The organism is Mesorhizobium sp. M0045, assembly GCF_040323385.1.
Lineage (GTDB): Bacteria > Pseudomonadota > Alphaproteobacteria > Rhizobiales > Rhizobiaceae > Mesorhizobium.
The window spans coordinates 64,928-90,223 of record NZ_JAMYUY010000022.1; the positions used below are offsets into that span (position 1 = coordinate 64,928).

20 protein-coding genes, 1 tRNA gene and 1 pseudogene are annotated in these 25,296 nt (G+C 62.9%); 14 read left to right on the forward strand and 8 right to left on the reverse strand.

The genetic code is table 11. The annotated features are described in order from the left end of the window. Positions 1–6: 6 nt before the first annotated feature. The 5 genes from NKJ72_RS26105 to NKJ72_RS26125 are packed head-to-tail and all read left to right on the forward strand — an operon-like array spanning position 7 to position 4,779. Positions 7–966 (forward strand): ABC transporter permease, encoded by a 960-nt coding sequence (locus NKJ72_RS26105; protein WP_352480017.1) that lies wholly within the window; start codon positions 7–9, stop codon positions 964–966. Next, positions 966–1,868 (forward strand): ABC transporter permease, encoded by a 903-nt coding sequence (locus tag NKJ72_RS26110; protein ID WP_352480018.1) that lies wholly within the window; start codon positions 966–968, stop codon positions 1,866–1,868. Before NKJ72_RS26105 ends, NKJ72_RS26110 begins: the two co-directional genes overlap by 1 nt. An 18-nt stretch (positions 1,869–1,886) precedes the next feature. Continuing rightward, a complete protein-coding gene (locus NKJ72_RS26115; protein WP_352480019.1) occupies positions 1,887–2,804 on the forward strand; it encodes a dihydrodipicolinate synthase family protein in 918 nt (305 codons plus the stop codon). After that, entirely contained in the window at positions 2,801–3,811 is a 1,011-nt protein-coding gene (locus NKJ72_RS26120; RefSeq protein WP_352480037.1) for an ABC transporter ATP-binding protein, read from the forward strand. The genes NKJ72_RS26115 and NKJ72_RS26120 overlap by 4 nt, the downstream gene beginning before the upstream one ends. After that, on the forward strand, positions 3,811–4,779 hold the full coding sequence (locus NKJ72_RS26125) for an ABC transporter ATP-binding protein (RefSeq protein WP_352480020.1): 969 nt from the start codon (positions 3,811–3,813) through the stop codon (positions 4,777–4,779). Before NKJ72_RS26120 ends, NKJ72_RS26125 begins: the two co-directional genes overlap by 1 nt. Positions 4,780–5,032: 253 nt before the next feature. Here the strand turns inward: NKJ72_RS26125 and NKJ72_RS26130 are convergent, their stop codons facing one another. Both NKJ72_RS26130 and NKJ72_RS26135 read right to left on the reverse strand, forming a co-directional pair. Continuing rightward, positions 5,033–5,365 (reverse strand): DUF167 family protein, encoded by a 333-nt coding sequence (locus NKJ72_RS26130; RefSeq protein ID WP_352480021.1) that lies wholly within the window; start codon positions 5,363–5,365, stop codon positions 5,033–5,035. Then, entirely contained in the window at positions 5,366–5,656 is a 291-nt protein-coding gene (locus NKJ72_RS26135; protein WP_023678162.1) for a YggT family protein, read from the reverse strand. A gap of 163 nt (positions 5,657–5,819) precedes the next feature. On the opposite strand from NKJ72_RS26135, the gene NKJ72_RS26140 reads away from it, so the two are divergent. From NKJ72_RS26140 to NKJ72_RS26155, 4 genes are all read left to right on the forward strand, one after another. Beyond that, positions 5,820–5,895 (forward strand) — tRNA-Ala (locus NKJ72_RS26140). 236 nt (positions 5,896–6,131) lie between these two features. Then, the gene (locus NKJ72_RS26145) at positions 6,132–6,590 is read left to right on the forward strand and encodes a hypothetical protein (RefSeq protein ID WP_352480022.1); all 459 of its coding nucleotides are present in this window, start codon (positions 6,132–6,134) and stop codon (positions 6,588–6,590) included. 120 nt (positions 6,591–6,710) lie between these two features. Continuing rightward, positions 6,711–9,923, forward strand: coding sequence for an AfsR/SARP family transcriptional regulator (locus NKJ72_RS26150; RefSeq protein ID WP_352480023.1), 3,213 nt, complete (start codon positions 6,711–6,713; stop codon positions 9,921–9,923). 224 nt (positions 9,924–10,147) lie between these two features. After that, positions 10,148–11,485, forward strand: a complete 1,338-nt coding sequence (locus NKJ72_RS26155) for an LGFP repeat-containing protein (RefSeq protein ID WP_352480024.1) — start codon at positions 10,148–10,150, stop codon at positions 11,483–11,485. A 298-nt stretch (positions 11,486–11,783) separates the two neighbouring features. Here the strand turns inward: NKJ72_RS26155 and NKJ72_RS26160 are convergent, their stop codons facing one another. From NKJ72_RS26160 to NKJ72_RS26175, 4 genes are all read right to left on the reverse strand, one after another. Further along, entirely contained in the window at positions 11,784–13,838 is a 2,055-nt protein-coding gene (locus NKJ72_RS26160; protein ID WP_352480038.1) for a M3 family metallopeptidase, read from the reverse strand. A gap of 90 nt (positions 13,839–13,928) precedes the next feature. Further along, a complete protein-coding gene (locus NKJ72_RS26165; protein WP_352480039.1) occupies positions 13,929–14,336 on the reverse strand; it encodes a nuclear transport factor 2 family protein in 408 nt (135 codons plus the stop codon). 13 nt (positions 14,337–14,349) lie between these two features. Beyond that, on the reverse strand, positions 14,350–14,994 hold the full coding sequence (locus tag NKJ72_RS26170; protein WP_352480025.1) for a carbonic anhydrase: 645 nt from the start codon (positions 14,992–14,994) through the stop codon (positions 14,350–14,352). A 211-nt stretch (positions 14,995–15,205) separates the two neighbouring features. Next, a complete protein-coding gene (locus NKJ72_RS26175) occupies positions 15,206–15,742 on the reverse strand; it encodes a TetR/AcrR family transcriptional regulator (RefSeq protein ID WP_352480026.1) in 537 nt (178 codons plus the stop codon). 150 nt (positions 15,743–15,892) lie between these two features. Between NKJ72_RS26175 and NKJ72_RS26180 the strand changes: the two are divergent. Together NKJ72_RS26180 and NKJ72_RS26185 are read left to right on the forward strand one after the other, a co-directional pair. Beyond that, positions 15,893–17,169, forward strand: a pseudogene (locus NKJ72_RS26180) (efflux RND transporter periplasmic adaptor subunit). Beyond that, positions 17,166–20,249, forward strand: coding sequence for an efflux RND transporter permease subunit (locus tag NKJ72_RS26185; protein ID WP_352480027.1), 3,084 nt, complete (start codon positions 17,166–17,168; stop codon positions 20,247–20,249). Before NKJ72_RS26180 ends, NKJ72_RS26185 begins: the two are co-directional and overlap by 4 nt. Positions 20,250–20,339: 90 nt before the next feature. Here NKJ72_RS26185 and NKJ72_RS26190 read toward each other — a convergent pair whose 3' ends face one another. Next, positions 20,340–20,804, reverse strand: a complete 465-nt coding sequence (locus NKJ72_RS26190) for a L,D-transpeptidase (protein WP_352470721.1) — start codon at positions 20,802–20,804, stop codon at positions 20,340–20,342. Positions 20,805–21,403: 599 nt separating this feature from the next. On the opposite strand from NKJ72_RS26190, the gene NKJ72_RS26195 reads away from it, so the two are divergent. Then, complete coding sequence (locus NKJ72_RS26195) at positions 21,404–21,571, forward strand: hypothetical protein (RefSeq protein ID WP_023721318.1); 168 nt, start codon at positions 21,404–21,406, stop codon at positions 21,569–21,571. 77 nt (positions 21,572–21,648) lie between these two features. On the opposite strand, the gene NKJ72_RS26200 is transcribed toward NKJ72_RS26195, so the two are convergent. Further along, positions 21,649–22,335, reverse strand: a complete 687-nt coding sequence (locus NKJ72_RS26200; RefSeq protein WP_292663715.1) for a response regulator transcription factor — start codon at positions 22,333–22,335, stop codon at positions 21,649–21,651. A 46-nt stretch (positions 22,336–22,381) separates the two neighbouring features. Here NKJ72_RS26200 and NKJ72_RS26205 point away from each other — a divergent pair, with 46 nt between their 5' ends. Both NKJ72_RS26205 and NKJ72_RS26210 read left to right on the forward strand, forming a co-directional pair. Beyond that, positions 22,382–23,161 carry a response regulator gene (locus tag NKJ72_RS26205; RefSeq protein WP_254817757.1) on the forward strand — a complete coding sequence of 260 codons (780 nt, stop codon included), beginning with the start codon at positions 22,382–22,384 and terminating at the stop codon, positions 23,159–23,161. 44 nt (positions 23,162–23,205) lie between these two features. Then, the gene (locus NKJ72_RS26210; protein ID WP_254817756.1) at positions 23,206–25,293 is read left to right on the forward strand and encodes a PAS domain S-box protein; all 2,088 of its coding nucleotides are present in this window, start codon (positions 23,206–23,208) and stop codon (positions 25,291–25,293) included. Positions 25,294–25,296: the final 3 nt, after the last annotated feature.

Below are 25,296 nucleotides of genomic sequence, written 5' to 3' on the forward strand. Positions count from 1 at the left end.
TAGCCCATGTTGAGCTTCATTGCTCGCCGCAGCGCTACAGGATTGCTGATGCTGGTCGCGCTCAGCGTCCTCATCTTCATCCTGTTGCGGCTGGCGCCGGGCGATCCGATCGACGCCTATATCAACCCGTCGGTGCCGATGTCCGCCTCCGATCTCGAGGGGCTGCGCGAACGGCTTGGGCTCGACCGGCCGCTTCCCGTGCAATATCTGGCCTGGCTGCGCGCGGCGCTGGGCGGCGACTTCGGCTTTTCGATCCAGCGCAGCGGCGTCGCCGTGCTGCCGCTGGTCATGGAACGCATCGGCCCGACCGCGCTGCTGATGGGCACGGGCCTGGCGATCGCCATCGTGCTCGGCATTTCCGCAGGCATTTTCAGCGCGGTGCGCCGTAACGAACCGTCCGACATCGCGCTGTCGGTGCTGTCGTTTATCGGTATCTCCAGCCCGGCTTTTCTGACGGCGCTGCTTGGCCTCTATTTTTTCTCGGTGCTGCTGCGCTGGGCGCCGTCCGGCGGCATGCAGACCGCGGGTGCGTCGTTCTCGATGACCGACGTGCTTGCGCACCTCATCCTGCCCGCTTGCCTGCTGTCCATCGGCCATGCCGCGCTGATCATGCGCTACATGCGCGCTTCGCTGCTGGAAGTGCTCAACCAGGATTACGTGCGGACGGCGCGTGCCAAGGGCGTGCGCGAGTTCTGGATTATCATCAAGCACGCGACCCGCAACGCGCTCTTGCCGGTCATCACGCTGATCGGCTCGACGGTCGGCATCGCCATCGGCGGCGCCATCTTCCTGGAAAGCGTGTTCAATTGGCCGGGCATGGGACTGCTTCTGGTCAATGCCGTTGGCACCCGCGATTACCCGGTGATCATGGGCGCCACGCTGGTGATCGGCGTTTGCGTCATCCTGGTCAACCTGTTGACCGACGTCGTCTATGCCGTCGTCGACCCGCGCATTCAGGTGGCGTGATGGCAATCACTGCGCCGGACCCAACGGTCGACCCGACAGCCTTACCGCACACCAAGGGGCCGCTCCGCCGCGCGTTCGACCGCTTTTTCGAAAACCGCGCGGCGCGTGCCGGGCTTTTGATCGTCATCCCGATCCTGCTGGCGGTTTCGACCTATTCTTTGTGGTGGCCGTTCGGCCCGAACGCCATCGACCTCAGGGCGATGAACAAGGCGCCGTCGGCCATTCATTGGCTGGGTAGCGACGGCGTCGGGCGCGACGTCATGGCCCGGTTGCTGCAAGGTGGGCGGATCTCATTGCTGGTCGCCGTCTGCTCGGTCGCCATATCGACCGTCATCGGCTTCCTGGTCGGCGCCGTCGCCAGCTTTGGCGGGCGCCTCGTCGACGGCACGGTGATGCGCTTGGTCGATCTGGCGATGACGCTGCCGCCGGTGATCTTCCTGCTGGTGCTGGCTTCGATAGCCGGCACCGGCATCGCGCCCACCATACTGGTGATCTCGCTGCTCTCCTGGCCGGTGCTGTCGCGCATGGTGCGCGCCCGGCTGCTCGAACTGCGCGAGCGCGATTTCGTCGTTGCCGCCCGCGGCATGGGCGCGGGGCTGCCGCATCTGCTGTTCCGGCACGGCCTGCCCAATTGCATCGATATCCTGGTCGTCTATGCCACCTTGCAGATCGCCAACGCCATCCTGCTCGAGGCTGGCCTGTCCTTCCTCGGCCTCGGCATCGCGCCGCCCGAAGCCAGCTGGGGCAACATGCTCAATCTCGCCCGCTCCACCGTCGTGCTTGAAAATTATCCGTGGCAATGGATGTTCCCAGGCGCCGCGCTGGTGCTCACGGTGCTCGCCATCAACTTCATCGGCGACGGCCTGCGCGATGCATTCGATCCCCGCTCCGATCTCAACTGACCTCGAAGGTTCATCAAAATGCCCCTGTTTACCGGCGTCGTCCCACCTGTCGTCACCCCGCTCAATGCCGATTTCAGCGTCGATTTCCCGTCGTTCACGCGCACCATCGAGAATCTGCTCGACGGCGGCGTCCACGGGTTGTTCGTGCTGGGCTCGACCAGCGAGGTGGTCTTCCACGACGAGGCAGGCCGCAGGGCCATCCTCGAGCACGCGGTCAAGGTCAATAACGGCCGGGTTCCGATCTTCGCCGGTGTTATCGACCCGACGACCGACCGCGTCATCAACCACGCCCGCATCGCCAGATCGGCCGGTGCCGACGCCATCGTCGTTACCGCGCCGTTTTATACCCGCACCAGCCAGCCCGAGATCGGCGATCACTTCCGCTACATCAAAGATGCGCTCGACATTCCGGTCATCGCCTACGACATCCCGGTCTGCGTGCACGTCAAGCTGGAGCGCAAGACCACGGTCGGTCTCGCCAGGGAAGGAGCCATTGCGGGTATCAAGGATTCCAGCGGCGATGACGGCAATCTGCGTTACGTGCTCAAGGACATGGCCGACGATCCCAGTTTTTTCGGCATGACCGGTTCCGAGATCCTGGTCGACAGCGTGCTGGCGATGGGCGCGCATGGCGTCGTGCCGGGCCTCGCCAATGTCGACCCGCATGGTTATGTCAGGCTATGGAAGCTGACGCAGGCGGGCCAGCTTGCCGAAGCCCGCCTCGAGCAGGAGCGGTTGTTGAAACTGTTCGAGATCGTCTGGATCTCGCTCGGCAGGACCAGCGCCGGCTCGGCCGGCGTCGGCGCCTTCAAGGCGGCGATGAAGAGCCTCGGCATCATCGCCTCGAACACCATGGCGCGGCCGCAGCGCAGCCTGAACGAGCTGGAAACCGCAAAGATCGACATGATCCTTCGCGATGTGGGGCTGCTCCGCTGAGCGCCACGCCGATCCTCTCGATTTCCGGCCTGTGCGCGGTGTTCCGCATTGCGGGGCGCGACATCGCGGCGGTAAGGGATGTCGACCTGACGATCGGCTCCGGCGAGACCGTGGCGCTCGTTGGCGAATCCGGATCGGGCAAGTCCGTCACCAGCCTGTCGATCATCGGATTGCTGCCGAAAAGGGTCGGACATATCGCCGAGGGGTCGATCGCGCTGCGGCGCAAGAACGGCACGCTCACCGAACTGACCAACCTCGATGCCGAGTCGCTGCGCAAGATACGCGGCAACGAGATCGGCATGGTGTTCCAGGAGCCGATGACCAGCCTCAACCCGGTCTACACGATCGGCGAGCAGATCGCCGAACCGATCCGCATCCATCTCGGCAAATCGCACCGCGAGGCAGAAGCAGACGCGGTGCGGCTGCTGGAACAGGTCGGCATTCCCGATCCGAAGCGGCGGGCGCGGCAGTATCCGCACGAACTGTCGGGCGGGATGCGCCAGCGCGCCACCATCGCCATGGCCCTGTCCTGCGATCCGGGCTTGCTGATCGCCGACGAGCCGACGACCGCGCTGGACGTCACTATCCAGGCCCAGATTCTCGATCTTTTGGCCGAGCTGCAGGCGCAGCGCGGCATGGGCATCCTGTTCGTCACCCACAATCTCGGCGTCGTCGCCGAAATCGCCGATCGGGTAGCGGTGATGTATGCCGGGCGTATCGTCGAAACAGGTCCGGTGAGCGAAGTGTTCACCCGTCCGCGTCATCCCTACACCGCCGGGTTGATGCGCTCGGTGCCGCGGCTCGGCCAGGCCACGGCACTGAAGCTGGCGGGCACGCCGCTGCCGACCATTGCCGGAAATGTTCCGTCGCTCGCGCTGCTGCCCAAAGGCTGTTCCTTCGCGCCGCGCTGCCCGATGGCTATCGCTGCGTGCCGCGCCGCAGTCCCGCCCCTGTTTGCGGCGACGCCGACCCAGCAAAGCCGCTGCCTGCGTTGGGAGGATCTCTGATGGCCGACGTTCCCTTCCTCTCGGTCAAAAACCTGACCAAGCATTTTGCGCCGACAGCATTCTCGCGTGCCCCGGTGGTCAGGGCGCTGGAGGACATTTCCTTCGATGTCAGGCGTGGCGAGGTGGTCGGCCTGGTCGGCGAGTCCGGCTCCGGCAAGACCACGATCGGCCGCTCGGTGCTGCGTCTGATCGAGCCGACATCCGGCCAAATCACCTATGACGGCACCGATATCACCGGGCTGGGTGCCGCCCAGTTGCGCCGCCAGCGTCGCAAGATGCAATATATTTTCCAGGATCCCTTCGCCAGCCTGTCGCCGCGCATGACGATAGGGCAGATCCTCACCGAAGGCCTGGACATTCAAGCCATTGGCAACAGGTCCGAGCGGCGGGCGAAGGCCGCGAAGGCGCTTGCCGCGGTCGAGTTGCCGTTCGACGCCTATGACCGCTACGCCCATGAATTCTCGGGCGGCCAGCGCCAGCGCATCGGCATCGCCCGGGCGCTGACGCTCGAGCCGGAATTCATCGTCGCCGACGAGCCGGTCTCGGCACTCGACGTCTCGATCCAGGCGCAAATCATCAATTTGTTGCGCGACCTGCAGCTCCGGCTCGGCCTGACCATGCTGTTCATTTCGCACGATCTGGCCGTCGTCGAGTACATCTGCGACACGGTCATCGTGCTCTATCTCGGGCGCATCATGGAGGTTGCGCCGGCGGCCGAGCTTTATGCCCGGCCGCAGCATCCCTACACGCGTGCGCTGCTGTCAGCCATTCCATCGCTCGATCCGCTGGCAAGGCACGGCCGGCAGGTGCTCAAAGGCGATATTCCCAGTCCGGCGAACCCGCCGTCGGGCTGTGTTTTCCGAACCCGTTGCCCGTTCGCGCTGGAGGCTTGCGCCGCGGCCGTGCCGCCACTGAGGGCGACAGCCGACGGCCATCTGAAGGCCTGCATTCGCGACAACATCGCTTAGGAATAATTGCCCAGACAACGGTCAAACAGGTCCCCAATCCCAGGCGTTCATCGACATCCACCGCCCGGTTTCACGAAGCTGTTATTGTCGTTCCCGTCATTGAAACGTCAGCGATGCCGACCCATATGCACGCTGCGCCGGATGTTTCCTCCCATTCGTCCGGCGCGTTCCCCTCTGAAGGTTTTCGACCTTCACATCTGGCCGGGCTTTGCAGCCCGGCCTTTTTTCTACGGGGTTGGTGAGCGAGCCGAGATCATGGCGCAGGCGTGCCCAGCTTATCGATGCGTTTCGCCAGCGCCGCGGGATCGCCAAGCACACGGACCGTCTTCAGCCGAGCGGTGCCGCCGGCGACGATCGAGACGGCCGAAGCGGCCACGCCAAGCGCCTTGGCGACCAGCCTTTCCAGCGCTCGATTAGCGGCGCCGTTTTCCGGCACGGCGCGGACGCGAGCCTTCAGATGGCTTCGCCCATCCGCGGTCGTTTCGGGCCCCTCGAGCCCGTCCATCGCTGATTTCGGCGTCAGCCGGACGAACAGGTCGATGCCGTCGGCGCGCGTGCGGAACGCGCGCGCGGGGGACGCCTGCACTCAGACGACCAGCGAAAGCACAGTGGTGAGCAGGAACTGCCGGATGAAGAACAGGATCAGCAGCAGGATGATCGGCGAGATGTCGATGCCGCCGAGATCGGGCATGAAGCGGCGGATCGGCCGCAGCGCCGGTTCGGTCAGCCGATAGAGCATGTTGCTGATGGTATCGACGAACTGGTTGCGGGAGTTGACGACGTTGAAGGCGTAGAGCCAGGAAAATATCGCCGAGGCGATGATGATCCACCAGTAAAGGTCAAGCGCCATGACAATGGTCTGAATGAGGGCGATCATGCCGGTCTCCGATTGTTGCCGACATGTAGCCACTGTAGCTGAAAGCGGCAAGAGCCGCGTTCCGACGCGTAGGCGAGGCGCACGAACGGCCGACCGGCATTTCGGCAGCAAGCGCAGCTTGACAGGAAACCGCAGCGGCCGATAAAAGCCCCATCCGCTGGACGGGGCTGTAGCTCAGCTGGGAGAGCGCGTCGTTCGCAATGACGAGGTCAGGAGTTCGATCCTCCTCAGCTCCACCAGCGGATTTTTCGAACCCCCCCGTGAATGCTGAGGAAACCTTTCTCGGATTCCATGGGTTTTCAGATCAAGCAACCGAATGCATCGCGGGCCTCTGCCGGCTTGGCACTGTCGTCGCCGGGTGGATTCACATCGGCGACGTAAAGGCCCTCTACACCAATAGCATATGCGGCCTATTGCCACTGCGCCTCCTCCTTGCCAGACTTGGCCCGTCTTCAAAACCGAGGGGAAATTCACCATGACCGGCACGACAAGACGTGATTTTGTAGGTCTTACAGGAGTGGCAGCGACTGCCCTGGCCGGTGCTGTTGCAACACGAGCTACCGCTGCCGAAAGTGACGTATCGCCATCGTTCGATGAGGTTCTTCAAGAGTACAATCTAAACAACACAGAAAGGACTAGATCAAAGCTGGCGATCTATGTCGTCCTTTCTCATCTGCACGCCAGCCTCGAGAAGGAATTTAGTGACCTTGGGCTAGAGCTGCCTCTAGGAAAAAAGGCGGTGCCATCGAATCTGCCGGCCAATTTCGAAGACGCGCAGGTTGCACCCCTTCCGTGGCTCTTCAAGCCCTCGGAAGTTACCGACCACGAACGAAACGGCTATGCGACGATTGCAATGCGAATGAACGCAGTGATGGCAAGACACACCGCTGACGTGAGTGTCGGGGTTTCGCATATCATGTCGCACAAGGGATAACCGCGACCTTGCCGGCGAGCACGGCACGTCAGGCGAGCACAACGCCGGCCGGCGATTTGTTGTTGCGGGCGAACCGATTACCTGTTTTCGCGAGGCGACTGCGCTGCGAGAGTCCTCACAATGGATAAATCCTTCCGGGACGCGCCGCGCGAGATAGCAAAGCTCTCGGCACCCCGGCCAGTGGGAATTGTCAGCCGTCCGCGCGTAGTGGCGCTGCTTTCGCAGGCCCTCGACAGCGGTGCATGCTGGCTGGCTGCGCCTGGTGGATACGGCAAGACCACCGCGGTGATCGACTTTCTGGAACACGGCGGGCTGGAACAAGGCGGGCTGAAGCAAGGCGAATCGGCGTACAACTGGTATCGGGTCGACACCGAGGACCAGGACGTTGCGCGGCTTTTCCATTATCTGACGCTGTCGCTCGACGGCAGGCATGCCGGCATGCCGGTCTTTGGTCCGGAATATGCCGACAATTCCGACGATTTCGCGCGGCTGTTCTTCCGCACCTATTTCTCGCGGCTTGATCCGGGCACGATCCTGGTCCTCGACGATCTGCATCGTGCCGATGCACCAGGCTTTCGCCGGACGCTGGCGATCCTGTTGCGCGAACGCCCCAATACCGTCCGCTGCATCTGCACATCGCGGATGCTGCCCGAGGGCGATGTCGCCGACCTTGTGCTGTCCGGACAGTTGCCGGTCCTCAACCAAACGCTGCTGGAGTTTTCGCCTGCGGAGGCTCGCAACCTCGTCACCGCCCGCTCGCAATCGCCGTCCGAGGTCGGCGACATTTCGGAGGCGCGCGGCTGGGCGGTGGGGCTTCTCCTGCTGGCCAATGCTGGAATGTACTACCCGCTTTCGCAGACCGGCCTTGCCGGAGGCGCCGGCCTTCGGGAGATTGTCGGACGTTATTTCCTGCGCGACATCGCGCCGGAGGACCAGGATCTGCTGATCAGGCTCAACCTTCTGCCGGAGATCAGCACGGACCTTGCCGATGCGTTCCTGGGTTCGCCGCAGGCTGCCCGCCTGCTGGTGCGGCTGCAGCATCGCCAGCTGCTGATCACGCGCGACGGTCCGGGCGGCGCCGCCTTCCAGCTGCATGACTTGTTGCGCGAATACCTTGCCGGCCTACTGGACCGGCGCGTGACGGACGCGGACCGTTCCAGGCTGCGCGAGCAGGCAGCAAAGGTCTTGCACGAGGCCGGCAAAACCGACGCGGCAATCGTGCTGGCGTTGCAGGCGGGCGCTTGGCCGCTGGCACGCCAGCTCATTCTGGAGTGCGCTAACGGCGTTCTCTCGCAAGGGCGCAGGGCCAGCTTCGTCGAATGGTGCAACAGGCTGCCCGCCGACGAGATGGACGGGTGGGTCCATTATTGGCTGGGGGTCGCCTTCGCGTCGGACGATGCGAAGGCCGAGCCGCACTTCTCCAAGGCATGGCAAGCATTCGAGAACACCGACATGCGCGGCCAATGCCTGACGGTCGCGCGGGCGGTCGTAGTCAAGACGGCCAGCTGGCGTACCCATGAGGGGCTGGCGGATTGGACGCGCCGAGCCTCACAGGTTCTTGCCAAGGGGTTGCCGGAATTGGATCCGGAGGAACTCATGATGGTCAGGCTCGGCATCCTGCGGGCCGTCGATTTCGCCGAACCTGGCGAATTCGACGCCCATGACGCGAAGCGCCTCGTGAATGATATCCAGCAGCGCCTGACACATTTGCCGATCGAGGATTCGGTCGAGTTGCGCCTGCTGGCAAGCGAAGCGCTCATCGACTACGCGACCTCGTCGGGGCAGCGCGACATTTTTGCCAATGCCGTGGACAGCGTTGCCGCCGACCTCGAACATCCGGATATCCCACCGCTGGTGCTCGGCATGTGGCTGGTGTCCTTTGGCTCGGCCAGCGGCCGTTACTTCCCCTATTCGCGGCGCGGTTTTGTCTATGCCTCGGCCGAGGATGCGTTGCGACGCGCAACGGCGATAGGCGAGCAGCACGCCCTACGGGGCGTCGAGTTCAGCGCCCTCTACCAGCTCCAATTGCTGATGAAGCTTCACAACAGGTTCTCGGAGTTCAATGCGCTGGTCTCCCGACTGGGCGAGATCGCGGACAGCAGGTTCACCACCCAGGTCGCGGTCGTCGCCGACTGCCATGCGGCGATGCACACGCGCAACGGCGACTTCGCCAAGGCCTATCTCGACTGCGATGTCTTCATGGATGCGATCGAGCGGGCGAACGAGCCGATGATCGAGCGCTGGCCGCATTACGTCACCAAATACCAGGTCCTGCTGGCCGACCGGCGTCCGGCGGAGGCGATTGCGCTACTTCAGGGGATCGCCGAAAGGCTGAGCGGCGGCCCTCGCCAGCGTGTCGAACTCAGCATTCTAGCCGCCCGGGCCTTGGAGCAGAAGTGGAACGGCGGCGCGTCCTATGGCACTCGTCTGGCTGAATTCATGGCGGCATTGCGCGAGGTCAATCCCTCGGCGATCTTGCTCAACCTGCCGGACTTGCTAGCCGAGCTGATCGCCGATGCGCTGGAGCGAAAGATCGATGTCGATCTCTGCCGCCGCGTCGTTCGGGCGCGATATCTGGTCCCGCCCGCTGGCCGCCCCGCCCAGTGGCCTTGGCCGCTCAGGATACACTTGATGGGAGGCTTCCGCCTCGAGATCGATGGCGCCGAGGTCGCGCCCGGTGCCAAACCTACCCGCGCTCTCGACATATTGCGCATTATCTGCCTCTCGAGGGATCAGGTCTGTTCGGTGGAAACCCTGCAGGATTGGCTCTGGCCCGACCTCGACGGCGACCAGGCCAAAGCGGCCTTGGAGCAGGCGCTGCATCGTCTGCGCAAATTGCTCGGGCAAGGCGAACTCGTAACCCTGAGAGAAGGCCGTTTGCGGCTCGCTGCCGACAAGGTCTGGATCGATCTGCAGGATTGGGAAGACCGGCTGAAACCCGTTCTGTCGGGCCAAAGAGACAGCGCAATCGAGGAGCAGGAGATGCTGCTGGAAGGCTTTGTCGGCCCGCTTTTCTCGAATGGCCCGACGCCCGCCTGGTCGAACGCCGCGGCCGACCGGGTGCGGGACGGGTTGGTGGAGCTTGCCGTGCGGATCGCCAAACACTGGCAGAGCCGAGGCAACGCAGATCGGGCACGCCAGGCGTGCCGGCGTGCGCTCGATTTCTACCCGGAATCGGCCAAACTCCATCGCACGCTCATCCAGGAGAGCCTCTCCAGAAACGACCACGCCGGCGCCATCGAGGATTACCGGCGCTATGAACGCGCGCTCGCTTCGACCGGCGATGACGAGCCCTCGCCTTTGCTGCGTTCGCTCGTGCGCCCGTTTCTCTAGACCGGTTCATCGTCTCACGGAAACGCCGAACCGCTCTATCTCTTTATTTTTGCGCAGTTCCGGACGGAAAACCGTTCCACACGTTTCCTGGAATTGCTCTGGCGCAGCTCGGAACTCTGTAAGCCGTCCGTAAGTCGCGGTCTGGGAACCTCGGCTCGTCGATCAAAACCGATCGCCGGAGGCCTGAAGCCCCCGATACCAACACTCACAGGAAGGAAAAGGTCATGCCGTATACTGCCAGAGCAACTTCAAGAGTGCGTGCCGGCACCATCCGCGCTGGAGCCACAAGACTTTCCGACCAGCTCAGGATCGGGCCTTGGTCGCTCCTATCGCCCGAAGCTGTCATACAGCAAAAGTACAACTCCCTTGGAGGCGCCGGCTTCGCCGAGATCGACAGGAAGGAGACTGGAAAAGCCTGGTATCTCAAGAACGGCTCATGCATTTGTTACAACGATGCCATGCACGACGCCTTTGAGATCCACGGCGACATCTACAGGAAATGGATTGCGCTTGGCGGTCTCGCGTGGGGCATTCCCTGCACCGACGAAACCGGAACTCCCGACGGCGTCGGCCGATACAATCACTTCAACAACAATACCGCTTCGATCTACTGGACACCGAATACCGGTGCTCAAGCGATTTGGGGGGCAATTCGCGGCAAATGGGCAGCAATGGGCTGGGAGCGCTCGGTTCTCGGCTATCCGGTCACCGACGAGACCGGAACTCCCGACGGCGTCGGGCGCTACAACCATTTTGCCAATGCCGGCTCGATCTACTGGACACCGAACACAGGAGCCAACGTGGTGTACGGTGACATCCGCAAGAAGTGGGAAAGCCTGGGCTGGGAACAGTCATATCTGGGGTACCCAACCACCGACGAGACCGAATTCGCCGACGGTGGCCGTGCCAATCTGTTTGAAAACGGCGGCATATATTGGTGGCCCGACACCGGCGCGATCGACCTTCGAGATGTCGTCGTCCACTATACCGGGCTCCATTGCTTCGGCGAGACCGACTGGGATCAGGGGTCGAGTGCGGACGAGCCCTATGTCATCGTCAGCGTGACAACGCCGCAGATCGCCGACACCAAGCGCAGCCAGGTCTATGGCGACGTCGATGCGGGAGATACGAGACCCGACCTGATGGAGGTCTATCGAGGCAAGCCCTACGGCATCAATATCGGTACGGTGCTGATGGAAAACGATTTCGGCGATCCCAACAAGTACAAGGACGAAGTGCAGAAGGTCGTGATGGGCGTCCATACGGCGGGTACGCTGGCTTTGGGCCTCATTCCGGTGGCAGGACCTATCATTGCCGCGATAGCCGGCCCGGCCCTGGGATCGTTGATGCCATCGATCGGCGGCGCCATCAGCGATCTCTTCGATTGGGGCGATGACAGGATCGGGAGCGCGACAGTGACCATCTCCGCAAAGCAGATGGTGTTGCTCGCGGCACGTACGAACAATACCACCTTCAGCGGGATTGGGTTCAAAGTGGAAACGCCCCTGATTTCCGGCGAAGGGGCGTCCTACAAAGCCTATTTTGGCTTTGTGCCTGCCTAGTCTAGGCCAATCGCCCCGGCAAAAAAGCTTGCCGGGACAATCAACTTACCAGCCTCGCCTTCCGTTGGCGGGGCTGACGTTCGCGACTGAGAGATTTATTTCCGTAGCGGTCGTCGCAAGGCGGTCCGGATGCGCCAGCGGCCGATCAGCATAGCGGGCAGTCACCTCAACGACACTGCCGCAGCCAGCGAGGCCGAGCCGGGGCCGACAGAAACCGGATCAGCCGGCGCGCAACCCGACGCCATGACGGCCGACATCAATCAGGATGGAAGAGAACCGTGACAAGAGCGGGCACGCATCACACCAGTCCGCGCTTGGCCATCATTGCTTCCGGTGAAGGCATCTTGCCGCGGAAGGCGGTGTAGAGTTCTTCGGGGTCCTTCGAGCCGCCAGCGGCGTAGATGTTCTTGCGCAGCCGCTCGGCCAGCGCCGGATTGAACGGATCGCCCGTCTCCTCGAAGGCGGCGAAGGCGTCGGCATCGAGCACTTCGGACCACATGTAGGAATAATAGCCGGCCGAATAGCCGTCGCCGGCAAAGATGTGGCCGAAATGCGGGGTGCGGTGACGCATGGCAATGGTATCGGGCATGTTAAGCCGTTCCAGCGTTTCGGCTTCGAAACGAAGCGGCTGGTCCGGTGCATCCGGCCGCGCGTGGTAAGCCATGTCCACCAACGCCGAGGCAGTGAACTCGACCGTGGCGAAGCCCGCGCCGAAGGTGCGCGCCGCCAGCATCTTGTCGACCAGCGCCTTTGGCATCGGCTTGCCGGTCTTGACATGCAGCGCATGTTTTTCCAGCACCGCCGGTACCGTCAGCCAGTGTTCGTAAAGCTGCGAAGGCAGTTCGACGAAATCGCGGCTGACCGAGGTGCCAGCGACCGACGGCCAAGTGACGTCGGTCAGCATGCCGTGCAGAGCATGACCGAATTCATGGAACAGCGTCTTGGCTTCATCGACCGACAGCAAGGCGGCCTCGCCGGCCGGCGGCTTGGCGAAGTTCATGATGTTGTAGATGACCGGCTTCGAGCCAGGGCCAAGCCTATAACCGGATTTCAGCGCGCTCATCCAGGCGCCGGAGCGCTTCGAAGGCCGGGCGAAATAGTCGGCGAGGAACAGGCCGCGCTCGCTGCCGTCGGCATTCTTCACCACGAAGACACGCGCGTCCGGATGCCAGGTGGCAATGCCCTTCTTTTCTTCGAAAGAAATGCCGAACAATCGTGTTGCCACATCGAAACAGGCGTCGATGATGCGGTCTAGCTGCAGATACGGCTTCAGCTCGGCCTCGTCGAAGGCGAATTTCTCTGCCCGCAGCTTCTCCTGGTAGAAGCGCCAGTCCCAGGCAGCGAATTTCTCGTTGCTGCCGGCCTCGGCCGCCAGCCGCTGCAATTCGGCCTGGTCGCTTGCGGCCTTCTCCACCGCCTTTTCCCAGACCGGATCGAGCAGCGCGTGCACCGCCTCCGGCGTCTTGGCCATGGTATCGTCGAGCTTCAATGCGGCGTAGGAAGCATAGCCGAGCAGCTTCGCCTTCTCGGCGCGCAGGCGCAGCATGTCGCGCACCACTTCCGTATTGTCGGTGGCGCCGCCATTCTGACCACGCATGATGAAGGCGCGGAACGCCGTCTCGCGCAGGTCGCGGCGTTCTGAGAAGGTCGAGAACGGCTCGTAGATCGACCGCGACAGAGTGACGGCGTAGCGGCCCTTCTGGCCGCGCATCTCGGCGGCTTCCGCCATCGAGCTTTTCAGGAATTCCGGCAGGCCGGCAAGATCGGCCTCGTCGAGGAACAACGCCCAGTCGCGCTCGTCGGCAAGCACGTTCTGGCCGAAATTGGTGCCGAGCGACGACAATTCCTCGTTGATCGAGGCCAGCCGCTTCTTGCCTTCGGCGTCGAGCATGGCGCCGGAGCGAACGAAGTTTTTCCAGGTCTTTTCCAAGACCCGCAGCGTTTCGGCATCGAGCTTCAAAGCATCGCGGCGCTGATAGAGGTGGTCGATGCGGGCGAATAGGCGTTCGTTCATCGAGATTGCCGAGAAGTGCCGCGACATCTTCGGCGAGATGTCGCGCTCCAGCGCCTGGATCGCCTCGTTGGTGTGGGCGCCGGCGCGGCACCAGAAGATCGACGAGACATGGTCGAGAGCCTCGCCGGCAAGCTCGAGCGCGGCAAGCGTGTTTTCGATGGTCGGCGTCCCGGTGTTGCCGGCAATCGCCTCGATCTCGGCTTCATGCGCCTTCAGGGCCGCGTCGAAGACCGGAGAAAAATCGCCATCGCCGATGCGCGTGAAATCGGGCAGGCCGAGCGGCCCTTGCCATGCGGTCAGCGGATGGGCGGCGAGGTCGACGGCGGATGGCATGGGCAAACTTTCGCTGAGTGGCGGGAGGAGATGGATCGTCACCGATGTAAGGCGCCGGCCGGTTGCGCGCAACAGCGGCCCCAGTTCATGGTTCCGTCAGTAACCGTCGCAATTTTCGGCGATCGCGGCTTGCGAACTGGCGCTGATCTGGTCGTTGGCGACCGCGAAAGTCTCCTGCATCAGCATGTCGTTGCTGGGAAAATCATAGCAGGCGATCACAGTGGTGACGCCGCCCTCCGTCTTCTCGATCCGGTGGCGGATTTCGGCCCCGGCGACGGCGCCCTGCCACTCGGCGATCGAGGCGATGAACTCCTGCTTGCTTTGCACGACGCCGAGGTCGTCGAGCTTGATGCGGACGTTGTCGGCGAGCAGGTCCGACAATTCGGTGCGGTCGGCGACCAGCAGTGCCGAATACCAGCGGTCTATGATCGCGCTATCGTCGGCGCGGGCAACATTTGCTGAGCACAGCAGTGCGGCCGCCGCGAACGCGAACCGAGCTCGCATCATGCCTCGTCTCCTACTCCGTCTCCGGCCGCTCGAAATCGCCTGTGTCCTTGTTCATCACCCAAAGCTCGCCGGTCGAAATATCGAACCAGGCACCGTGCAGCGACAGCCGCCCCTTGCCTTCGAGGATCGAAACACAAGGGAAGGTGCGCAGATTGGCTATGGAATAGCGGATCGAGATGCGCTCCAGCGCCGTCTGGCGCTCGGTCGCGGTCATGAAGGTGCTGGACGATACGGTCTCGGCCGCAGGCGCGATTAGGCTCATCCACTTGCCGATGAAATCGCCCGGCGACAAGGGTGCGGCCGTGGTGTCGAGTGCCGCGCGGATGCCGCCGCAGCGGCCATGGCCCATCACCACGATGTTCTTGACCTTGAGGCTCTGCACGGCAAATTCGAGCGCCGCCGATGTCGAGTGGAACTGATCGTCGGGCGCATAGGGCGGCACCAGATTGCCGACATTGCGCAGCACGAACAGCTCGCCGGGCCCGGCGTCGAAGATCGCTTCGGGCGCGGCCCGCGAATCGCAGCAGGCGACGATCATCGTTTCCGGTGCCTGGCCCTCTCGCGCCAGCGAGCGATAACGGCCGCTTTCGGTGAGATAGCGGCCGCTCATAAAACTGCGGTAGCCGGTGAGAAGATGCTCGGGAAGATGGGGCATGGGCAGCGGTGGGAGCCTTTCCGGGTTGAAGGCAGCTCGGGTCAATCCCGAAAGGCTCTAGCGCATCGGCCCGAAAATCGGAACCGATTTTCGGAGAGCACCGAGACGCAGGTTCAAAGCGTGGAGTTCACTCTGCCCCAAGTGGACGGCACCTCGCTCCAGCCACATCCCGACAGTCGAGGCAACTGAACCCGGCCGGCGTATTCCTAGACTATTCCGCGATCTCCAGCAGGGTCGATATCAGCAGCCGGCGCTCGTCGGCGGAGAGAATGTCCGAACCGAACAGGTTCATGCTGCGAAGCCCTTCGATGGCGAGATAGCAGACCAGTAGCGCCTTGAGATTCGGCGTCTCCTCCTTCAGCTGCTCGAACACCTGCCGCCTGAACGATTTTATCGGCGTTAGAAAATCGGGATCCTCGGCGATTGCCGAAAATATCCAGGATGCCGATGGCTTCGACTCCTCGGCATGCTCGGCCGAAAGCCTGATATAGGCGGCGAGCGGGCTCTCGCCGCTGCCGCTGTTCTTGCGGGCGGCCTCCAGCGCCTGTTGGAATGCGCTGAGATAATCCTCCACCAGCGCCTGCATCAATTTCGCCTTGGTCGGGAAATTGTAGAGAAGACCACCCTTCGACACGCCGGCACGGCTGGCAACAGCGTCCAGCGACAGGCTGCCAGGACCCGTCTCGCGCGCCACCGCGGCGGCAGCAGCGAGAATTTTTTCGCGCGAATTTGCTCTGCGGACCTTCATCAATCGTTCCCCATTCATTAGCTTAGGCGGAATTGACAAGACCGTCCAGACGGTACAGTAAGATCGCCATCATTTGAAATTGGGACCAGTCACAGGTATGTGTTCCGGTCATCCGACCGTTATGCTGGGCCATGGCCGAGGGAACTGTTCGTGATCAAGCGCTTCATCATCGCCTTCATTCTGCTCGTGCTGGTGTGCGGCGGCATCGTCGGCTTCAACCTGTTTCGCGACAATGCGATCAAACAGTTCTTCGCCACCATGAAGCCGCCGGCCACGACCGTGTCGACAGTCATCGTCAAACCGATGTCCTGGACCCCCGGCATCGAGGCGATCGGCACTGTCAGTGCCGTACGCGGCGTCGACCTGACGGTCGAAACTGCTGGCATCGTCAAGGACATCCTGTTCCATGCCAATCAGAAGGTCGCCGCCAACGCCGTCCTGCTGCAGCTTGACGATGCCGTCGAGCGAGCCGACCTCGTCGCGTCGAAGGCGCAAGCCACCTCCGACCAGACGACGCTGATGCGCGCTCTCGAGCTGCAGAAGCGCGGGGTCGGCACCGATGCTACGCTCGACACGGCGCAGGCAGCAGCATCGGTCTCAGCCGCGCAGGTAAACAAGCTGCAGGCGGTGCTCGACCAAAAGCAGTTGACGGCCCCCTTCAAGGGTACTGTCGGTATTCCGAAAATCGACCTTGGCCAGTATCTCACACCCGGCACTGCCGTGGTGACCTTGCAGGACATGGATACGATGCGTGTCGATTTCACCGTGCCGGAGCAGCAGCTTCCACAGCTGAAGATCGGACAGAGGGTGCGGTTGGGCGTCGGCGGCGGCGACATGCCGTTCACCGGCAGCATCCGCGGCATCGATCCGAAGATCGACCCGACCAGCCGGCTGGTGATGGTAGAGCGGAGGTCGGCAATCCCGAAGGCAAGCTGACGCCCGGCCAGTTCGTCCAGGTGCGCGTCGAACTGCCCGAGGAGAAGGACGTGCTGGCGCTGCCGCAGACGGCGCTGACTTCCAGCCTGTACGGCGACTTCGTCTTCGTGGTGCGCGCGGCCAAATCCGCCGAAGCCAACGGCGCGGCTCCCGAGGCAAAGCCGAAAGAAAAGCCGGCTGCAGATGCTGCCGAGCCGGCGGCCGAAGCACCCGTGGCAAAACCCGACGAAAAGCCGGCTGCTACCCCAGCCAAACCGGCAGCGGAAGCCAAGCCGGCAGCGGAAGAACAGAAACCGCAGCTCGTGCTCGCCCAGGTGTTCGTCAAGCCAGGCCGCCACAACGCCGGCCTGGTCGAGATCCTGGAAGGCATACAGCCCGGCGACGAAGTCGTTACGGCCGGCCAGAACCGGCTCTCCAACGGCATGTCCGTTGCCGTCGACAACACGATCGATCCGAGCAAGCCGGGGAACCAGCAGGCAGCCCAGCAATGAGCTTTTCCGACCTCTTCATCCGCCGCCCGGTTCTCTCGACCGTGCTTGCCTGCATGATCCTGCTTCTGGGTTTTCAGGGCATCTTCAACCTTTCGATTCGGCAGTATCCAGAGGTTGAAGAAACGGCCATCACCATCACCACGGCCTATCCCGGTGCCAGCGCCGACCTGATCCAGGGGTTCATTTCCGCGCCGATCGCGCGTGCCGTCGCTTCGACCGAAAACATCGATTATGTCACGTCGTCGAGCCGGCCGTCCTCCAGCACCGTGACGGTGCAGATGAAGCTCGGCTCCGACCCCGACGTCGCGCTGAACGAAGTCTTGTCGAAGGTTCAGAGTGTTCGCGGCGATCTGCCGGACGAAACCAAAGACCCGGTGATCGTCAAGGGCACCGGCCAGCAGTTCGCGATGATGTACATCTCGATGCAGAATCCGAACATGACACCGGAACAGCTCACCGAATATATCGAGCGTGTCGTGCGGCCGCGTATCTCGACGGTCGAAGGTGTCGCCGACGTGCAGATTTTCGGCGCCGCCGAATATTCGATGCGTGTCTGGATCGACCCGATCAAACTGGCGGCGCGCGGCGTGACGGCGGCGGAAGTGCTGACCGCCATCAACGAATCGAATTTCCTCTCGGCGCCCGGCGATACCGAAAACGAATATGTGGCTTCCTCGATCACGGTTCGCTCGACCCTGCAGACGCCGGAGGCTTTCGCTGCCCTTCCGCTCCGCTCGAAAGACGGCAATGTGGTGAGGCTGCGCGATGTGGCCCGCGTCGAGCTCGCCGCGGCGAGCACCGACACCAGGGTCACGTTCAACGGCAAGCCCGGCATCTTTCTCGCCATCTTTCCAACGCCGGCCGCCAATCCGCTGACCACGGCGGCGGCGATCCACAAGATCGTGCCGACCATCCAGGAGACACTGCCGCTCGGCATGACGATCGAGATCGTCTACGACTCGACCGAGCAGATCAGCGCGTCGATCGAGGAGGTGTTCAAGACCATCGGCGAGGCGGTCGCCATCGTCATCGTCGTCATCCTGCTCTTCCTCGGCTCGTTCCGCTCGGTGCTGATGCCGATCGTGACCATTCCGCTGTCGCTGATCGGCGTCTGTTTCCTGCTGTTTTCTTTGGGTTATTCGATCAACCTTTTGTCGTTGCTGGCCATGGTGCTAGCGATCGGCCTCGTCGTCGACGACGCCATCGTGGTGGTGGAAAACATCCACCGCCACATGGAGGAAGACGGTTTGTCGCCGATGCAGGCTGCCTTCAACGGCATGCGCGAGATCTCTTCCGCCGTCGTCGCCATGACGATAACGCTGGCCGCCGTGTTCGCGCCGCTGGCCTTCACCGGCGGCCTGACCGGCGCGCTGTTTCGCGAATTCGCGGTGACGCTTGCCGGCTCGGTGGTGCTTTCGGGGGGCGTTGCCCTAACCGTCACACCGATGATGTCGGCACGTATCCTGAGGTCCGGCTCGCACAGCCGCTTCCAGCGCATTGTCGACAATACGTTCGGGCGCGTCGAACACATCTATGAGCGGCTGGTCACCGGCTCGCTGAAATATCGCCCGGTGACGCTGATGATCGTCGTCGCACTGGTCGCCACGACCGGCTTTATGTTCACCAAGACCTCAAGCGAACTGGCGCCGGAAGAAGACCAGGGCTTCTTGCTGTCTATTGTGAACGCGCCGCGGTACGCGACGTCGGACTACACCGAGACCTATGTGAACCAGATTCTCGGGCTGGTGAATGATATCCCCGAAACCAGGGCGCGGTTCTCCGCCGTCGCGTTCCAAGGCCCGACGAACAGCGCTTTCGTCGGCTTTGCGTTCAAGGACTGGGCCGAGCGCGCGCGCAGCTCGAAGGAACTTCAGCAAGACATCACTGCGCGCCTTGCCAAGGTGGCGGGCGTCAAGGCTTTCGTCTTCGCGCCGCCGACGCTGCCCGGCTCCGGCGGTGGCCTGCCGATCACGATGGTCGTGCGCTCGACCGGCGAGGCCTCCGAAGTCTACGAGGCGGCGGAAAATATCAAGAACAAGGCGCAGGCCTCCGGCCGCTTCCTCGCCGTGGAGAATTCGATGTCCTACGACGCGCCGCAAGTGACGGTGACGATCGACCGCGACCGCGCCGCCGCGCTCAACCTGCCGATCGCCGACATCGGCCGGACGCTGACGCTCCTGGTCGGTGGCGCCGAGGTGGCGCAGTTCGACCGCGAATCCAACAGCTACGACATCATCCCGCAGGTGCCGCAGAGCTTTCGCGACAACCCTGAAAAGCTGGCCGAGTATTTCGTGCGCAGCGCGTCGGGCGAGATGGTGCCGCTCTCGGCGGTGGTGAAGATCTCGACCAACGCGTCGCCGGCCGCCATCGAGCAGTTCAACCAGTTGAACTCCGCCACGATTTCCGCTCTGCCATTGCCCACCGTCACCACCGGTGACGGGCTGAAGACCATCGAGGACATCGCCAGGGAAAGCCTGCCCGACACGTTCTTCATCGACTATACCGGCCAGTCACGGCAGGAGAAGCAACAGGGCTACACGATCATCATCGCCTTCGCTGCGGCTGTGCTCGTCATCTATCTGGTGCTGGCGGCGCAGTTCGAAAGCTTCCGCGATCCGTTGATCATCATGATGGCGGTGCCGCTCTCGATCTTCGGCGCGATCGTGCCGCTTAACATCGGGCTAGGCACGCTCAATATCTACACCCAGGTTGGCCTCATCACGCTGATCGGCCTCATCACCAAGCACGGCATCCTCCTGGTCGAGTTCGCCAACCAGCAGCGTGAAATGCACGGCATGCGGCGGCGCGATGCGATCATCGCGTCGGCCAGGGTGCGGCTGCGGCCGATCCTGATGACGACGGCGGCGATGGCGCTCGGCGTGGTGCCGCTGATCATCTCCAGCGGCGCGGGTGCCGCGGCACGCTATTCGATGGGCTTGGTGATCTTCACCGGCATCCTGGTCGGAACCATGTTCACGCTGTTTGTGGTGCCGATGTTCTACACCTTTATCGCCAGCAAGGACCTGCCGCATCACGCTGAAAAGCCGGATCCGAAGCTGATGCCGGTGATGCCGGATTAGATTGTACTAACCCAGATTAGATTGTACTAACATTGTACAATAAAAAGGCCGGATTTCCGGCCTTTTTGAGCGACACAAGAGCAGCATCGCTCACTTGACGATGACGATGCTGGTGTTGGCCGGGCCGAAGACCTCGACGAGCTGGTAGAAATCGGCGGCGTTGTCCGGATGCAGACGCACGCAGCCATGCGAGGCCGGCTGGCCGAGGCGCTTGATGGCGCTTGTCGCATGTACGGCGTAGCCGCCGCTGAAGAACACCGAATGCGGCATCGGGGCGTTGTCGTATTTCTTCGAATACCAAATTTCATGCATGCGGGTCGGCTTGAACGAACCGGTCGGCGTGACGTGCGTCCTGTCGCCGGTCGAGACCTTCCAGGCGAATGTCGGCCGCCCGTCGACCAGAATTTCCATGGTCTGCTGCGATAGCGACACACGCGCGACGATCTTGTTGGCGGCGGCGTGGGCTGCGCCGTTGCCGGCACTGACAAGCAAGGCAGTACCGGTGATGACGGCGGCGGCGATGTTGATGAGCTTGGCGGAAATGGCAGTGTACATGATGTCTCCCCTATTCTGCCGGTCGGGGCCGGCCCAATTCATGACCGGCTTATCGGGGCGTCATGTTTCAAGCCGATTTCGCAAGATGCTCGTTTGTGTTTCGATTCTGTTTCCCCTGGTTAACAGAAAAGGTCCGTGCAAAGCAGCTTGCAGTTGCACGACGTCGTCATGACGGGTGGCGTGTTTGCCTAGGCGGATCGGCCAAACCGCGGCGCCAATACGCGATTGCCTTTCGTTTGATAGGAATTCACCTGACTCCGAAACCGAGCTGCAACAAAGCGCAGCGTCGGCGGCATGATCCGGATACAGCGAACAGGCAAAGTTGACCTAACGAAAACAGCGGGCAACGAACGATCGGAAGCCAACACTGTTTCGCTACGGCCTGGATTGATCTGGACACTTTCCAGCCTGCGCGTCGACCGGCTCAAGCCCCTCTGGCGGGGGCGGCTTAGGGCCGTTGAGGATGCGCGGCGCCTCCGGCAACTTGCAGCCGAGAGGACCGAAGGCCCGCGCCGCAACGGGGGGCTCCGCTGGCGGCGCGGGCGCTTCGGGGGTTCCCCTGAAGTGCCCGTAAATTCCAATTTTGAGGAACGAACAGGATGAAAACGAAATTCGCCGCTTCCGTGCTTTCCGCCCTGCTTTACGTCCAGGGGCTGCTCGGCATTGCCGGCCTCGCCACCGTGCTGCTGAAGGAACGTGCTCATGCCGGCGAGGTCAGTACGAACAGTGACATGCCGTCCGGCCCGTCGCTTCTCGTGGTGCGCTGAAGAGCATCGGAACCCCAAAGTGGAAACCGGTTTTGGGAAAACCCGATGCTCAAGACAAAAGGGTGGCCGTCCTGCCTTCAATCGGCGAATTGCGTCGGCGGATCGAACCGGTAACCGGCACCCCGTATGGTGGTGATGGTTTCGGTATCGAGCTTGCGGCGCAGCCGCACGATGCGCGAATCGATCGACCGATCGAAGGCTTCGGCATTTTCGGCGGGCGCGGCGGCGATGATGTCGTCCCGCGTCAGCACCTTGCGCGGGCTGGCCAGGAACAGCCTGAGCAGCGCCACCTGCCCGGGGGACAGCTGTTCTTCGGTTCCCGAGCGGTGCATGACAATGGCCGATCGGAGATCGACGGTCGCGTTCTCCAGCACGATCAGTTCCCCGGCGCTCCTGCCGCGCCGAGCCAGAAGGCCGCCGACGCGAGCGGCAAGCTCCCTGACATTGAGCGGGCTTTCGACGACGTCGGCGGCGCCGAGTTCGAGCGCCAGAACCTTGTCGACCAGATCGGCCGGGCGGCAGATCAGGATGAAATCCGGGCCACCTTCGCCGCCATGTCGCCTGAGCAGGTCTCGCCCCTCCGCCTGGCTGACGCTGTCGCCGACAACCACGACATCGATACCCTTTTCCGAAAGCAGCGATTCGGCTTCCCACGGCTGTCGCGCCGCACGGACGTCATGACCGCGCCGCTCGAGATGATCGGCGAGATCGGTGGCAATTACTTCAGCGACGGAAACAAGCGCGATAACGGATCGTGCAGCCATGTTTTTCTACCCCGCATACGGCAACCCAAGAAGAGTGCTGGACATCATGTTTATACCCAATCTACTTTCCACTGAAAGCGGGAGCGAAAGCATCGTGCGTGCACGAATTGTCATCGTCGAGGACGAGCCCGACCTCAGGGACGCGGTCGCCGAGTATCTCGGCGCCAGCGGCTATGATGTGGCCACGGCCGAAAGTGCGGCGGCGGCGCGCGACCTCTTGGAAGTGCAGTCCTTCCATCTGGCCATTCTCGACATCGCCATGCCGGGCGAGGACGGCTTGTCGCTCGGGCGCTGGATGCGGTCGAAAATGCCGATCGGCATCATCTATGCGACGGCCGCCGGTACCGCGCTCGACCGCATCGTCGGACTGGAGCTCGGCGCTGACGACTACATCGTCAAGCCTTACGAATTGCGCGAAGTGCTGGCCAGGGTGCGCAGCGTGCTGCGTCGCGTTCCGGAGCCGACCGAGCCACAAAAGGCCAAGGCTGAAACATCCGGCGGCCGCCGGTCCGTGAGCTTCGGACCCTTTCACGCCGATCTCGACGGCAGGCTCGTCACCGGCGCCAACGGCGCGGTCATTGACATGGCCAAGAGCGAGTTCGACGTGCTGGAGGTGTTCCTGACGCGCGCCAACCGGCTGTTGACGCGGGCGGCGATCTCCGAGGCGATCGGTTTCGTCGAGGATCCGGAATCGTCCCGCGCCGTCGACATCCGCATCATGCGGCTGAGAAAGAAGATCGAGGCGGATCCGGCCAATCCGAAATTCCTGCGCACGGTGCGCGGCGAAGGCTATATCTTCTCGCTGCCAGTCGGCGAAAATAACTAAGGCGACGGCTTGAGGAAGCCGCGGCCAGGAAATGACGGCTGATCATGACGGCTGAAACAACACGCGTGGACGTGCAGGGCGCCAGGCAGGGCGCGGCGATGGTGGCCGTGCATGTGGTTCGCCGGCTGCGCGAAGCCGGTGACTGGCAGCGCGAGATGGAGGGTATTCTCCAAACGCTTTGCGAAGCCATGGATTGTCACCGCGGCATCCTGTTTCGCCTGCGCGAACTGCCCGGCCAGGGCTTCGCCCAGTCGGTCGCCGCTTATTGGATCGCCCCCCGGTTTGGCGGCGAGCTGGCGTCACCAACCGTCATCATGCAGTCGGTCGTCGATTCAGACCCATTGCTGGAACGGCTGGCGGAGGACGAGCGTCAAGGCAAGATCTTCGCCGGGCACACACGCGATCTCGAAGGCTTTCTGCGGACGGATTTCGAAAAGCAGAACATCAAGTCGTTCCTGTCGGTGTCGGTCTTTTCGCACGGTAATTTGTGGGGCACGCTGGCGGTCAACGACTGCATCCACGAACGCGAATGGACCGACCAGGAAGAGGCGGCGTTGCACATGGTGGCACTCGCCATCGGCGATGCCATCGAACGGTCGCCCTCCGACGCGCATGCCAGCGACGTCATTCGCCGCACCATGCTGCAGGCCTCGCTCGATGCTATCATCGTCATCGACGAGACCGGCTCGATCATCGAATTCAATCCGGCCGCCGAGAAGATGTTCGGCTATCGGCGCAGCGACATCCTCGGCAAGGACCTGCTCGATACGGTCGTGCCGGAATATTACCGCAAGGGCTATGCGTCGGGCGCCGAATACATGTCGGGCCGCGGTGCGCCGATGGTCGGCCAGCGGCTTGAAACGGTCACCCAGAATGCCGCTGGCGAGGTTTTTCCGATCGAGCTGACGGCAACCGAGATGCGCGTCGCCGATCGCCAGCTGATCTTCGGCTCCATCCGCGACCTGCGCGACAAGTTGCGGGCTGAGGAGGAAATCAACCGCCAGCGCGAAAAACTGCACCAGAACGAGAAGATGGCGGCAATGGGGTCGCTGCTCGCCGGCGTTTCGCACGAGCTCAACAATCCGCTGGCCGTGGTTGTCGCCCAGTCGACGCTGCTGCACGAATTCGCCGCCGATCCGCAGACCAAGGTGCGCGCCGAAAAGGTGCGCGCCGCTGCCGAGCGCTGCGGCCGTATCGTCAAGAGCTTCCTGTCGATGGTCCGCCTGCACCCGGCTGCACAGGCAGAAACCGACCTCAACCAGGTGATCCGCGCCGCACTCGAAGTGACCGCCTATGGCGCACGGTCGAGCGGCATCATCATCGACACCGATTTCGCTAGCGGCCCGCTGCTGGCCATGGCAGATGCCGACCATGTGACGCAGGTAGCCGCCAACTTCCTCATCAACAGCCAGCATGCCTTGGCCGGCGTTGCCGGCGACCGCCGGATCAAGGTCCGGACGTTTCGCAGCGACCGCGGCAATCCCGGATTCTCGGTCGAGGACAACGGACCAGGCGTGCCGGAAGCGATACGTTCACGCATATTCGAATCCTATTTCACCACCAAGCCGGTCGGTGTCGGTACCGGCATCGGTCTGTCGATCTCGAAATCGATCATCGAGCGGCACAATGGCAATATCTGGTTCGAGGAGGTTTCGCCGAGAGGTGTGCGTTTTGTCGTGCAGCTGCCGGCGATCGCGGCCGGCGCGGCCGCCGCCGGCGAAGCTCCGTCGCGGTCGAGCGGCTTGCGTCACGCGCTGATCATAGACGATGAGCCGGATGTCGCCGCGTCGCTGTCCGACATTCTGGAGTTGATGGGCATCAAGTCGCGGATCGTGCCGGCCTGGGTCTCGGCCGCCGCTACGCTGAGTGGCCATGTCCCGCCGGACATCGTGTTTTCCGATTTGCGCATGCCCGGCACCAGCGGCATAGCCGCCTATCGCGAGCTACTCGGCGAATTGCCGGGTCTAGCGCGGCGCTTCGTGCTTGTCACCGGCGATCTGATCGGCGCGAAAGGCGAAATCGAGGCGCTGCCGGCGCCGCAGCGGCCGCCAATCCTCGAAAAACCGTTCAGCACGCTGGATGTGCGCGGCGTGCTCTCGGCCATTGCCGAGCAGGCCGCTCTGGGCGGCTAGACT